This is a genomic window from Comamonas sp. 23, assembly GCF_049601575.1.
Lineage (GTDB): Bacteria > Pseudomonadota > Gammaproteobacteria > Burkholderiales > Burkholderiaceae_C > Comamonas > Comamonas squillarum.
This window is the reverse complement of the sequence record NZ_CP187127.1, coordinates 2,388,244-2,401,311: the sequence shown is the minus strand read 5'-3', so window position 1 is coordinate 2,401,311 and position 13,068 is coordinate 2,388,244. Positions and strand designations below refer to the sequence as shown.

Genomic DNA, 13,068 nt, shown 5'->3' with positions numbered 1-13,068 from the left:
AGATTATGCGTTTTCGCGCGATGCGCGCTTGCGGTCGTGTTCCTTCAGGTGGCGCTTGCGCACGCGCAGGCTGGTGGGGGTGATTTCCAGCAGCTCGTCTTCTTCGATGAACTCCACGCCGTATTCCAGCGACAGCTCGATTGGAGGCGTGATCTTGATCGCGTCTTCCTTGCCGCTCACGCGGAAGTTGGTCAGCTGCTTGGTACGCGTAGCGTTCACCACCAGGTCGTTGTCACGGCTATGGATACCGACGATCATGCCTTCGTACACGGGGTCGTTGGGCTTCACAAACATGCGGCCACGGTCGTCGAGCTTGCCCAGCGCGTAGGTGAAGATTTCACCGTCGTCCATCGAGATCAGCACACCGTTCTTGCGGCCGCCGATTTCGCCCTTGTGCGGCTCGTAGCTGTCGAAGATGTTGGCGATCAGGCCGGAACCGCGGGTCAGGTTCAGGAATTCGTTGGTGAAACCGATCAGGCCACGGGCCGGAATGCGGTATTCCAGACGGACGCGACCGCGGCCATCGGGTTCCATGTTCACCAGCTCGCCCTTGCGCTCGCCCAGCGCTTGCATCACGCCGCCTTGGTGGCCTTCTTCGATGTCAGCCGTCACCAGCTCGATAGGCTCATGGCGCACGCCGTCGATCATTTGCATCACGACGCGTGGCTTGGACACGGCCAGCTCGTAGCCTTCGCGGCGCATTTCTTCGAGCAGAATGGTCAGGTGCAGTTCACCACGGCCAGCCACTTCAAAGATACCGTCTTCGTCGGTTTCCTTGACGCGCAGGGCCACGTTGGAGCGCAGTTCCTTTTGCAGGCGGTCCCAGATCTGGCGGCTAGTCACGTACTTGCCTTCACGACCTGCCAGAGGCGAGGTGTTCACGCAGAAGTTCATCGTCAGCGTCGGCTCGTCGATCTTGAGCATCGGCAGCGGCTGGGGGTTGGTCGGGTCGGTCACGGTCTCACCGATACCGATGTTTTCGATACCGCTGATCAGCACGATCTCGGAAGGACCGGCTTCGGTCGCTTGCACGCGGTCAATACCTTGGAAGGTGTGGACCTGGTTGATCTTGCCGGTGTAGCTCTTGCCATCCAGGCCGGCCATCACGGCCACCTGCTGGCCTGGCTTGAGCGTGCCCTGGGTGATACGGCCCACGCCGATACGGCCCACGAACGTGGAGTAGTCCAGCGCCGAGACTTGCATCTGCAGCGGTGCAGTCGCATCGCCCTGCACCGATGGCACGTGTTCCAGAATGGTTTCGAACAGGGCCGACATGTCGGGGCCCCATTGCGCGCCTGGCTCGCCTTCTTCCTTGGACGACCAGCCGTTGATGCCCGAGGCGTAGACCACGGGGAAGTCCAGCTGTTCATCGGTCGCGCCCAGCTTGTCGAACAGGTCGAACGCAGCGTTGACGACCTTGTCAGGGTTGGCACCGGGCTTGTCGACCTTGTTGACCACGACGATGGGCTTCAAACCCAGGGCCAGGGCCTTCTTGGTCACAAAACGCGTTTGGGGCATGGGGCCTTCTTGCGCATCGATCAGCAGCACCACACCGTCCACCATGGACAGCGCGCGCTCCACTTCACCGCCGAAGTCCGCGTGACCGGGGGTGTCGAGGATGTTGATGTGGGTGTCGTTCCAGGACACGGCGCAGTTCTTGGCCAGGATGGTAATGCCGCGCTCACGCTCGATGGCGTGGTTGTCCATCACGGTGTCCACGACTTTTTCGTGTTCGGCGAAGGTACCAGACTGGCGCAGCAGCTGGTCCACCATGGTCGTCTTGCCATGGTCAACGTGGGCGATGATCGCAATATTGCGGATTTGTTTGCTCATGATGTTTCCAAAATGCCGCTGGCTTGTGGGCGCGGCGTTCCTTCCAAAATTTGTTGAATCTCGACGGGGCTTAGGAGGCGGTCGGGAATGAGCTCGCGCGCCCGGATGTGTGCCACACCCAAAAGCGCAGGAGGCTCTTCTCCATAAACGGCCACTGCATCGGCATCGGCCCATTCACCCCGCCGGCGCAAGCCGGACAAAAATCTGCCTGCATTATCACCATCGAGCGTGACACGGGTGTGCGCTGCCAGCAACGTGTCGACAGGCAACACGGTGTGCAGGCGGTCCGCATCGGGCGTCGCTTCCAGGGTTTGCAGGCTGATACAGCGGGACAGGTCGATCCCACCGGTTTCTATGCGGCGCAGGCTGCGCAAATGCGCGCCATAGCCCAGCGCCTGGCCAATATCCTCGGCCAGCGTACGCACATAGGTGCCCTTGCTGCAGCGCACCGTCATCTTGAGCGCGACAAAGTCCTGCTCTTCTTGCACACGCGACAGCGTCAGATGCAAGATGGTGACAGCACGCGGCTCACGCTCGAGCGTGATGCCGGCGCGGGCGTATTCGTAGAGTGCCTTGCCATCGCGCTTGAGCGCGCTGTACATGGGCGGCACCTGGCTGATGGGGCCGGTAAACCGGGCTGCCACGGCGTCCAGGGTCTCGGGCGTCAGCGCCTCCCCATCCACCTCCCAGGTCTGCAGCACCTCGCCCTCGGCGTCGCCGGTGGTGGTGGTAGCACCCAGGTGCACCAAGGCCTCATAGGTCTTGGGGGCATCGAGCTGCAATTGGCTGAACTTGGTGGCCGCGCCAAAACACAGCGGCAGCACACCCGTAGCCAATGGGTCGAGCGTGCCGGTATGGCCCGCTTTTTCGGCGCGCAGCAGCCACTTCACTTTTTGCAAAGCGTCGTTGCTGGACAAGCCAATGGGTTTATCGAGCAGAAACACCCCGTGCACAGGGCGCCGCTGCACCCGTGTGCGAGAGGCATGCATGCGATCAGCCTTCCTCGGGTCCGCGCGATGCCACGGCCTTGGCGATCAAGGCATTCATGTCGGCGGCACGCTCGGTGGTGCGGTCGTAGATGAAGTGCAAGGTCGGCACGGTGTGGATATGCAGGCGCTTGAACAGTCCATTGCGCAAGAAGCCAGCTGCCTGGTTCAGTGCGTCCTGGGTCTGGTCGGGGTCACCGATCAGCAAGCTGAAATAGACGTTGGCGTGGGCATAGTCAGGCGTCACCTCAACGGCTTGCAGCGTCACCATGCCCACACGTGGGTCTTTCAACTCACGGGCGATCAGCTCCGACAGATCGCGCTGGATCTGGTCGGAGACTTTGAAGCTGCGATTGGGCGCAGCAGTTTTCTTGCGAGTTGCCATCGGAAATTACAGCGTACGAGCGATTTCCTTGATCTCAAAGACTTCCAACATATCACCTTCTTTGATGTCGTTGTAGTTCTTGAGCTTGATACCGCACTCGAAGCCTTCCTTGACTTCCTTGACGTCGTCCTTGAGACGGCGCAGCGAGTCGATCTCACCGGTGTAGATGACCACGTTGTCGCGCAGCAGACGGAAGTGTGCATTGCGGGTAACGTGACCCTGGGTAATGTACGAACCAGCCACCGTACCGATCTTGGAGGCCACGAACACGGTGCGGATCTCGGCCATACCGATGATCTCTTCGCGTTGCTCGGGAGCGAGCATGCCGGACATGGCCGCCTTCAACTCATCGACAGCGTCGTAAATGATGTTGTAGTAGCGGATATCGACATCGTTGCTCTCGGCGGTCTTGCGCGCTTGCGCATCGGCACGCACGTTGAAACCGATCACGATCGCCTTGGAGGCCAGCGCCAGATTCACATCCGACTCGCTGATACCGCCCACGCCGGTGTAGACCATCTGCACCTTGACCTCGTCGGTCGACAGCTTGAGCAAGGAGGCAGCCAGTGCTTCTTGCGAACCCTGGGTGTCGGCCTTGATGATGATCGGCAGCGACTGCACGTTGCCCGCACCCATTTCGGCGAACATGTTCTCCAGCTTGGCCGCTTGTTGCTTGGCCAGCTTGGTGTTGCGGAACTTGCCAGCGCGGTAGGTCGCGATTTCACGGGCGCGGCGCTCATCGGGCAGCACCATGAAGTCGTCACCAGCCTGCGGCACATCCGACAGACCCTGGATTTCCACGGGCAGCGATGGACCGGCTTCCTTGGCGACCTTGCCGTCTTCGTCGACCATGGCACGCACGCGGCCATAGGTTTGACCGGCCAGCACGATATCGCCCACCTTCAAGGTACCGGACTGCACCAGCACTGTGGCCACCGGGCCGCGCCCCTTGTCCAGCTGGGCTTCGATCACCAGACCCTTGGCATTGGCTTGCACCGGCGCCTTGAGTTCCAGCACTTCGGCCTGCAGCAGCACTTGCTCGAGCAGCTCGTCAATGCCTTGGCCGGTCTTGGACGACACGGCCACGAAAGGCGAGTCACCACCGTATTCTTCGGGCACCACCTGCTCGACCACCAGCTCCTGCTTGACGCGTTCGGGGTTGGCATCGGGCTTGTCGGCCTTGGTGATGGCCACCACGATAGGAACACCAGCGGCCTTGGCGTGCTTGATCGCTTCCTTGGTCTGGGGCATCACGCCGTCGTCGGCAGCGGCCACCAGAATCACGATGTCGGTCGACTGTGCACCGCGGGCACGCATGGCCGTGAAGGCCTCGTGACCAGGGGTGTCCAGGAAGGTGATCATGCCGCGTGGGGTTTCCACGTGGTAGGCACCGATGTGCTGCGTAATGCCGCCGGCTTCGCCCGCAGCGACCTTGCTGCGGCGGATGTAGTCCAGCAGCGAGGTCTTGCCGTGGTCGACGTGGCCCATCACGGTCACGACCGGCGCGCGTGGCAGCGCTTCGGATTCGGCCTGGGATTCTTCTTCGGCGGTGAACGCTTCCGGATCGTCCAGTGCGGCAATATGTGCCTTGTGGCCCATTTCTTCCACGACGATCATCGCGGTGTCCTGGTCCAGCGGCTGGTTGATGGTGACCATCTGGCCCATCTTCATCAGCGACTTGATCACTTCGGACGCCTTGATGGCCATCTTGTGGGCCAGCTCGGACACGGTGATGGTCTCGGGCACATAGACGTCGAGCACGCGTGCTTCCACCGGCGCAGCCGATTGCGCGCCACGGTGGTCGTTGCGGTCATTGCCGCGACGGCCGCCACGGGGGCCCGAACGCCAGTTGTTGCCGCGACCGGCCACACCACCCGAGGAATCACCACGGGTCTTGAGTTCTTTCTTCTTGCCGTTGCTGTCGTTCTGGTTGCTCCAGCTCGAGGACAGCTTGGCCGACTTGACTTCCTTGTTGCCAGGCGCTGCACCAGCGGCAGGCTTGGCCGCGCCAGTGCCGGTCGTGGCAGGCTTGTGCAAGGTGCCCTTCTTGGCATCAGCGGCCTTGACTTCCTTCTTCTCTTCCGAAGGCTTCTTGGCCACCAGCACCTTCTTGGGCGCGTTCATCATGGCGCGAATGGCTTCGGCCTCGGCCAGGGCCTTGCGGCGGCGCTCGTCCAGATCGACAGCGCGCGCGGTTTCCTCCGCCTCACGGGCCTTGGATTCGTCTTCGGCCTTTTTCTTGGCTTCAGCCTGGGCTTCGTTGCGGGCGGCCAGCTCCTGGGCGTGGCGGCGCGCAGCTTCTTCCTGCTCGGCAGCTTCCTGGGCCTTGCGCTCTTGCGTCTTGGCCACGTAGGCAGCGGCGCGCTCTTCAGCCTCACGCTCCTTGCGCTCGCGCTCTTCGCGCTCAGCGCGCTCGGCACGCTGCTGCACCAGATCAGCTTCTTGCTTGCCGATCAGGTCGGCTTCGCGACGGGCTTCCTCTTCGCGCTTGACCAGGTCAGCCTTGTGTTCGGCTTCCTTTTGCTTGGCTTCGGCGTGCTTGAGTGCTTCGTCGGAATCGGCCTCAGCCACTTCGTCACGCTTGACGAAGGTGCGTTTTTTGCGCACTTCCACCTGGATGGTGCGTGCCCGGCCCGTGGCGTCGGCTTGTTTGATCTCGCTGGTAGATTTCTTGGTCAATGTGATCTTCTTGCGGTCTGCAGCGCCGTGGGCGGCCTGCAGATGGGACAACAGCGCTTGTTTGTCCGTTTCAGTCAGTGCATCGGATGCATCGTGCTTGGACACGCCTGCGGCTTGCAGTTGTTCCAGCAATGTATCCGGTGATTTCTTGAGTTCAACAGCGAACTCGGCGACAGTATTACTCGACATATCTTGTTCCGTGCCTCCTGACCTTATTCCTGTCCATCAAACCAATGTTCGCGAGCCTTCATGATCAAGGCTTTTGCGTCATCGGCAGACTGTCCGGTCAGCTCGGTCAATTCATCAATGGCCAAATCGGCCAGGTCGTCACGCGTGTGGATTCCACCAGCTTCCAGCTGGGCTACCAACTCAGGCGTCATCCCTTCCAGATCACGCAACGCTTGGGAAACACGGGCAACACTCTCTTCGTGGACGATTTCCATCGTCAGCAGCGCATCTTTGGCGCGCGTGCGAAGCTCATTGACGGTCTCTTCGTCGAAGCTCTCGATTTCCAGCATTTCCTGCAGCGGCACATAGGCCACTTCTTCCAGGCTGGAGAAACCTTCTTCGATCAGGATGTCAGCGATTTCTTCATCCACATCCAGCTTTTCCATGAACAGCTTGCGGGAAGTGCTGGTTTCTTCTTCCTGCTTCTGGGCCGATTCGGCCGCGTCCATGATGTTGATCTTCCACCCCGTCAGATCGGAGGCAAGACGCACATTCTGACCACCACGGCCAATGGCGATCGCGAGGTTTTCCTCGTCCACCACCACATCCATGGCATGCTTTTCTTCGTCCACGACGATCGAGGACACATTGGCCGGCGCCAGCGCACCGATCACGAACTGGGCGGGGTCCTCAGACCACAGCACGATGTCCACGCGCTCGCCAGCGAGCTCATTGGTCACCACGTTCACGCGGCTGCCGCGCACACCGACGCAGGTGCCGATCGGGTCAATGCGCTTGTCGTGGCTAAGCACGGCAATCTTGGCGCGGCTGCCAGGGTCACGGGCGCAGCTCTTGATCTCCAGCAGGCCTTGCTCGATTTCGGGCACTTCGTTGCGGAACAGCTCGACCATGAACTCGGGCGCGGAGCGTGAGAGCAGGATGGGCGCGCCGCGCAGGGTCAGGTCCACGTCCATGATCATCGCGCGAACGCGGTCACCATTGCGCAGATTTTCCTTCGGAATCATTTCACCGCGCTTCAAGCGGCCTTCCACGCGGCCGGACTCGACAATGATGTCGCCCTTGTCCATGCGCTTGACGGTGCCGTTGAAGATCTTGTCGCCGCGTGCCATGAAGTCGTTGAGCAGCATCTCGCGCTCGGCGTCACGGATCTTTTGCAGGATCACCTGCTTGGCCGCCATGGCGCCGATACGGCCGATAGGCACGGATTCGATCTGCTCTTCAATGTAGTCGCCCACCTGCGCGTCTGCCTTGCGGTCAACGGCATCCATCAGCATTTCTTCGGCATCCGGGTTTTGCAGGCCCGCATCATCGGGCACCACCAGCCAGCGGCGGAAGGTGTCGTAGTCGCCGGTATCGAGATCGATAGCCACACGCACATCCACTTCGCCGGGATACAGCTTCTTCGTAGCCTGGGCCAGGGCAGATTCCACAGCGCCGAACACCACATCGCGCTCTACGTTCTTTTCGCGCGCGATGGCATCCACCAGCATCAACAATTCGCGATTCATGCGACGACTCTCCTATTTCAATCTTTAACCAGAAGGCGGCATCATCAGCGCCACCATGTGCGGGGCCACTTCAGGCCTGGGGTTCGTCGGCAGCACCTGCTGCCGCCCTGCCCTTGAAGCTCACGATGGGTGCCAGACGCGCTTCACGCAACTCATCGAGCGTAAAACCCAGGCTTTGCAGCGGTGCGGGTGGGCGCTTCTTGCTCACACGGGCACCGGGTTTGACAGGCGGCGCATCGCTCCAGACGATCTGCCAGCCACCTGCCTCGGTACGCTCGAGCGTGCCCCGAAATTTCTTGCGATTGGCGCTGATGGTTGTGCCTTCGGCAGCTGCACCGATGGATTCCTTCAGCGTCAGGTCCACCACCGCGCCGGCAAAGCGGATGAAATCCTGCTCATGGCGCAATGGACGGTCAATACCGGGCGAGGACACTTCCAGGCGCTTGTATTCCACGCCATCGACTTCCAGCGCAAACTGCAGCTGGCGGGTGACCTTCTCACAATCCTCCACCGTCACAAACTGCTCTGGCACGCCTTCCGGACGGACGTCATCCGCATTCCAAGGCAGGTCGATGGTGATGCGCAAAAGGCCGCTGGCAGAGCGTTCGATCTCCACCAAGTCGTAGCCCAGGCCGCTCACCGTTTGTAGGGTGGTTTCTTGCAAGCTCACGTGTGCTATTTATCCCGCAAATACAAAAAACCCGAGAACCACGGAATGTTACACATTCCGCAGCATCGAGCTGAAAAACATGCGACCAAAAAAAATGGGCGGTTGGCACCGCCCAGTTGGTCGTGTAGACATCAATTATAGGGGCAAACCAGTATCGATGCAATGATGCGCAGTGGCTTTTAGGCGTGCGAACGACTAAGTCTGCGCATTGCGCGCCTGCACGATAGCCGCAGTGCGCCGCAACAGTGCATGGGCTTCATCGCCATCGGGCAAGGCCTGCGCGTCGCCTTGCGAAAAACGCTCCAGCATGCGCTGCAGCACGCCGGACTGGGGCAGAACGGGGCCCAGGAACATGGCTTCGGTGCCGCGCCCCAGCAGTACGGTGGGGAAGGTGGTGATATCGAGCTCGCCCAGCGCCTCTTCCTCGTCCTCGACATCGAGCCAGACAAAGGCCATGTCCGGCCACTCCTTGGCCAGCGCATCAAAGGCAGGCTGGTACTGGCCACAGGTACCGCACCACTGCGCGCACAAACACACCACCAGCCAGGGCGCACTCGCAGCCTCGGTCATACACAGCCCATCCCGCACACAAAGGCGTATTTGTACCACCATTGCGGTATCCCAGGGCTCCGGTGCCTTTGAGAATACGCGCTTCTCTGACTTGAATCAGACCCAAAAGCAACTAAGTTCTAGGAAGTCATCATCCATTGGGCAGTTGCCTGTACAACAGCAAACTGCCATATCTTCGGGAGCAGGCATGGATTCCAAAAACTACTACGACGTTCTGGGCGTGGACAAAAAGGCCGGCGCAGACGAGATCAAAAAGGCATTTCGCAAGCTCGCCCGCAAATACCACCCGGATCTGAGCAAGGAAAAAGACGCCGCCCAGCGCATGGCCGAGGTCAACGAGGCCAATGCAGTGCTGTCGGACACGCAAAAGCGTGCCGAATACGACGCCATGCTCGACGCCCCGCGCGGCTTTGCGTCAGGCGCGGGCAAGCCCTTCCGCAGCGCCGAAGGCTTTGACAGCGGCGATTTCCAGTTTCGCCGCCAGAGCATGGGGGGCGATGCCGATTACAGCGATTTCTTTCGCCAGATGTTTGGCGACGCGGCGCGCGCCCAGCGCGGTGGCCATGCCGGCGGCGGGCCACGTGCGGCGATCCGGGGCGAGGACCAGCACGCCAGCATCGAGCTGGACCTGACCGACAGCTACCAGGGCAGCGAACGCATGCTGACCTTGCATGGCCAGGACGTGACCGAGGATGGCGAAGTACGCAGCCAGGAGCGCCAGCTGCAGGTGAAGATTCCTGCCGGGGTGCGCGAGGGCCAGATGATTCGCCTGGCCGGCCAGGGCGGGCCCGGTTACCAGGGCGGGCCAGCGGGCGATCTCTTGCTCGAAGTGCACTTTCGCCCCGACAAGCGCTGGCGTGCCGAAGGCAAGGATGTTTATATGCCAATGCCCGTCAGCCCCTGGGAAGCGGCTTTGGGCGGCAGCGCGGAGGTCAAAACGCCGGCCGGCACCTTGGAAGTGACTATTCCTGCAGGCTGGTCGGCCGGGCGCAAGCTGCGCATCAAGGGCAAAGGCCTGCCCGCTGCCACGCCTGGCGATCTGTACCTGGAGCTACAACTGCACATACCACCGGCCACGACCGAGCAGGAGCGCGAGGCCTACGCGGCCTTTGCCAAGGCCTTTCCCCACTACCAGCCTCGCCAAGGAGTGTGACCATGCCCCACTACACGACAGTACACACCAGCAGCTTGCAGATCATTGACGACGACAGCCTTGATGCGGCCAGTCTGGCCCAGGCCTGCCAGCGCAACCTGGACTGGGTGCAGGCCCGTGTCGTCGATGGCGTGCTCACCCCCAGCACTGGCACACGCAACCCCGAAGCCGTCACCAGCTGGCGCTTTGCGGCCACCTGCATCGTGCGCGCGCGCCGTGTGGCGCTGCTGGAGCACACCTATGATGCCGACCCCCAACTGGCCGCACTGACCGTCGACCTGATGGAAGAGGTGCTGGAGCTGCGCCGCCGCTTGCATCGCTGACGGATCTTTCAGACAGACGCAAAAAAGCCCGCTGATGCGGGCTCATCCTTACCGAAAAAGCACCATCCGCATGCCGCGCCTGATCGTGGCAAGCGCGGCATGCGGACGGGGCAAACCGGTAGGCGGTATTAACCGCCCTTGTGCGTACGCTTGCCTGGGTTCTTCTTGGAACGGGTAGCAGTGCCACGGGCACGGCTGACCTGTTGGCCGCGGCCAGCAGTAGGCAGGCTCTTGCCGTTAGGCAGGGCCGGTTGAGGGGTGAACTTGCGGTCAGCTTCCGTAACGATTTTGTTGCCCATCCTGGGACCTCGCGATAAACAAAACCGACATTAGGCCACAGATGCCAAGCGAGCAGATAAAAATACCTGCTAATTCCCGTGCCTTGGTGCGAAATTAGGCATGCAAGCCGCAAGGCGACAGCGCAAATCAGGCGCTTTGCTTACATTTGGCCCACGCTGGCAGCTTGTAAATTACGCCTATCTGGTTAGGATTCATAAAACAAAACAAGGAATAATTTCTTATGCAAGAGCTCGATCATCAACAACGACCGCAACAGCGCTCTCTCTGGCTCCCCCTGGCAGCCGGTGTGGCCGCCTTGGCCGTTTACTGGTGGACCAGCAACAAATCCCGCAAAGTCGTGCCGGTCGACCTGATTGAGCCCGTCGCCGACTTTGATGCAGAACGCTTTGTCGGCGACTGGTATGAGATCGCCCGCATCGAGCGCGGCATCGGCAAGCCGCTAACGCGCTCACGCGTCGAATATGAGCTGCTGAGCGATGGCAGCCTGGGCATCACGACCCGGGGCTTTCATGCCGGCACCCACCGCTGGGTCGAGGGCCATGGCATTGCCCGCTTTGTCGGCGCGCCCAACTTTGGCGCCATGAAGGCCTCGTTCATGGGCCCCTTCCACGAGGGCTACCATGTCGTCGCCATTGACCCCGATTACCGCTGGGCCATGCTGATGGGCGACACCACCGACTCGTTCAAGCTGCTCTCGCGCCAGCCCGTGCTCGATGGCAAGACCACCGATATGCTGGTCCACCAGGCTGCACTGATGGGCGTGGAGACCTCACGCATCCACTGGGTGATGCAGGACGGCATCAACCCTACCGGCCACTGGTAAGCCGCAGTCCCTTTTATTTCCGGAGGGACACCCAAGCCTGCGCGCGATGCGTGCAGGCTTTGCTTTGTCTGATGGCGCTTTAGACGCCGATCCGCTTGGCGCCAGCCCGCTCTTCGTCGACCAGTGCCTGCATGCTGCCAGCAAACGCGATCGCGCCCTTCTCCAGCACATAGGCCCGGTCGCTCACCAGGCGCGCAAAGTGCAGGTTTTGCTCGCACAGCAAAATACTCACGCCGCGCTGCTTGAGTTGCACAATCATCTGCGCCATCTGCTCGACGATAACAGGCGCCACCCCTTCAGAGGGCTCATCGAGCAGCACCAGATAGGGATTGCCCATGAGGGTGCGGGCGACGGTGAGCATCTGCTGCTCGCCGCCACTCATCTGCCCGCCAGCGCGCTGCGGCATGGCCGCCAGGTTCGGGAAAAAGGCGAGCAGCTCATCCACCGTCCACTCGCTGGCCAGGCTGCCATCGGCCCAGCGGCGGGCGGGCTGGCGGCCCACCTCCAGGTTTTCGAGTACCGTCAGGTCGCTGAAGATGCGCCGCTCTTCGGGCACATAGCCCAGGCCCAGGCGCGCAATGCGCCAGGGGTCTGCCTGCGCAATGTTCTGGCCCATGAACTGCACGGTGCCTTTGCGCCGCTCCACCAGGCCCATGATGGCCTTGAGCGTGGTGGACTTGCCCGCGCCGTTGCGCCCCATCAAGGCCACCACCTCACCGCGCCGCACCTCCAGCCCCACATCAAACAGAATATGGGCTTCGCCATACCAGGCGTTGAGCGCGCTCACCTGCAGCAGAAGCTCGGCGTGCACATCGGTTATCTGCGCGCTCATACGGCAGGCTCCTGACTTGGTTCCTGGCTGTCATAGGTGCTGCCCTTGCCCAGGTAGACCGCCTGCACCTCGGGGTTGCGCCGCACGGCCTCCGGCGCGCCCTCGGCAATGAGCCGGCCCCGCGCCAGCACAATGATGCGGTCGGCATAGGCAAACACCACATCCATGCTGTGCTCGGTAAACAGCACGGCCATGTCGCGCTCACGGGCCAGTTGCCGCGTGAGCGCCATCAGCTGCAGGCGTTCAGCCTGGGCCATGCCGGCAGTGGGCTCATCCATCAGCAGCAGCACAGGCTTGTGGGCCATGGCGATGGCCAGCTCCACCCGCTTCACATCGCCATAGGCCAGCGCGCTGCAAGCACGGTCAGCCTGGTCCTGCATGCCCACCAGCGCCAGCAAGGCCAGCGCCTCATCACGCTGAAAGCGGGCGGCTTTTTGCCACAGGCCAAAGACGCGGCCAGCGGCCGACAGCAAGGCCATCTGCACGTTCTCGGCCACCGTCAGCGAGGCAAAGGTCTCGGCAATCTGGAAGGTGCGCCCTACGCCCAGGCGCCATATCTCGCGGGGCCGCTTGCCGCCCAGGGCCGTGCCCTGAAGCAGCATGCTGCCGACATCGGGCACCAGTTGCCCGCCCAGCATGTTGAAGGTGGTTGTCTTGCCCGCGCCATTGGGGCCAATGAGCGCCAGCACTTCGCCCCGGCGCAAGGCAAAGCTCACATCGGCCACGGCCTGCACGCCGCCAAAGCGCTTGCCCAAACCGGTCACTTGCAGCAGTTCTGTCATGGATTTCCCGTTGATGCCGCAGGCAGCTTGCGCAC

Annotated in this window: 12 protein-coding genes; 3 read left to right on the top strand and 9 right to left on the bottom strand. The window is 61.7% G+C overall.

Going from position 1 to position 13,068, the window contains the following annotated elements:
• Positions 1–3: 3 nt before the first annotated feature.
• The 7 genes from typA to ACPEE1_RS10745 all read right to left on the bottom strand — a co-directional run bounded on the left by typA (position 4) and on the right by ACPEE1_RS10745 (position 8,820).
• On the bottom strand, positions 4–1,833 hold the full coding sequence (gene typA, locus ACPEE1_RS10775; protein ID WP_116924100.1) for a translational GTPase TypA: 1,830 nt from the start codon (positions 1,831–1,833) through the stop codon (positions 4–6).
• Positions 1,830–2,822, bottom strand: a complete 993-nt coding sequence (gene truB / locus ACPEE1_RS10770; protein WP_423936316.1) for a tRNA pseudouridine(55) synthase TruB — start codon at positions 2,820–2,822, stop codon at positions 1,830–1,832. Before truB ends, typA begins: the two co-directional genes overlap by 4 nt.
• 4 nt (positions 2,823–2,826) lie before the next feature.
• Positions 2,827–3,204, bottom strand: coding sequence for a 30S ribosome-binding factor RbfA (gene rbfA / locus ACPEE1_RS10765; protein ID WP_423936314.1), 378 nt, complete (start codon positions 3,202–3,204; stop codon positions 2,827–2,829).
• 6 nt (positions 3,205–3,210) lie between these two features.
• Positions 3,211–6,072 (bottom strand): translation initiation factor IF-2, encoded by a 2,862-nt coding sequence (gene infB / locus ACPEE1_RS10760; protein WP_116924102.1) that lies wholly within the window; start codon positions 6,070–6,072, stop codon positions 3,211–3,213.
• Between the two features lie 23 nt (positions 6,073–6,095).
• The gene (nusA, locus tag ACPEE1_RS10755) at positions 6,096–7,580 is read right to left on the bottom strand and encodes a transcription termination factor NusA (protein ID WP_021027864.1); all 1,485 of its coding nucleotides are present in this window, start codon (positions 7,578–7,580) and stop codon (positions 6,096–6,098) included.
• Positions 7,581–7,650: 70 nt separating this feature from the next.
• Complete coding sequence (gene rimP / locus ACPEE1_RS10750) at positions 7,651–8,250, bottom strand: ribosome maturation factor RimP (RefSeq protein ID WP_116924103.1); 600 nt, start codon at positions 8,248–8,250, stop codon at positions 7,651–7,653.
• Between the two features lie 195 nt (positions 8,251–8,445).
• On the bottom strand, positions 8,446–8,820 hold the full coding sequence (locus ACPEE1_RS10745; RefSeq protein ID WP_116924104.1) for a thioredoxin family protein: 375 nt from the start codon (positions 8,818–8,820) through the stop codon (positions 8,446–8,448).
• Between the two features lie 187 nt (positions 8,821–9,007).
• Between ACPEE1_RS10745 and ACPEE1_RS10740 the strand changes: the two genes are divergently transcribed.
• From ACPEE1_RS10740 to ACPEE1_RS10730, 3 genes are all read left to right on the top strand, one after another.
• Positions 9,008–9,973, top strand: a complete 966-nt coding sequence (locus tag ACPEE1_RS10740) for a DnaJ C-terminal domain-containing protein (RefSeq protein ID WP_182342044.1) — start codon at positions 9,008–9,010, stop codon at positions 9,971–9,973.
• 2 nt (positions 9,974–9,975) lie between these two features.
• Positions 9,976–10,296, top strand: coding sequence for a MerR family transcriptional regulator (locus ACPEE1_RS10735; RefSeq protein WP_116924106.1), 321 nt, complete (start codon positions 9,976–9,978; stop codon positions 10,294–10,296).
• Between the two features lie 520 nt (positions 10,297–10,816).
• Positions 10,817–11,419 (top strand): lipocalin family protein, encoded by a 603-nt coding sequence (locus tag ACPEE1_RS10730; protein WP_116924107.1) that lies wholly within the window; start codon positions 10,817–10,819, stop codon positions 11,417–11,419.
• Positions 11,420–11,498: 79 nt separating this feature from the next.
• On the opposite strand, the gene ACPEE1_RS10725 is transcribed toward ACPEE1_RS10730, so the two are convergent.
• Both ACPEE1_RS10725 and ACPEE1_RS10720 read right to left on the bottom strand, forming a co-directional pair.
• On the bottom strand, positions 11,499–12,251 hold the full coding sequence (locus tag ACPEE1_RS10725; protein ID WP_116924108.1) for an ABC transporter ATP-binding protein: 753 nt from the start codon (positions 12,249–12,251) through the stop codon (positions 11,499–11,501).
• Complete coding sequence (locus ACPEE1_RS10720; protein WP_423936310.1) at positions 12,248–13,033, bottom strand: ABC transporter ATP-binding protein; 786 nt, start codon at positions 13,031–13,033, stop codon at positions 12,248–12,250. Before ACPEE1_RS10720 ends, ACPEE1_RS10725 begins: the two co-directional genes overlap by 4 nt.
• Positions 13,034–13,068: the final 35 nt, after the last annotated feature.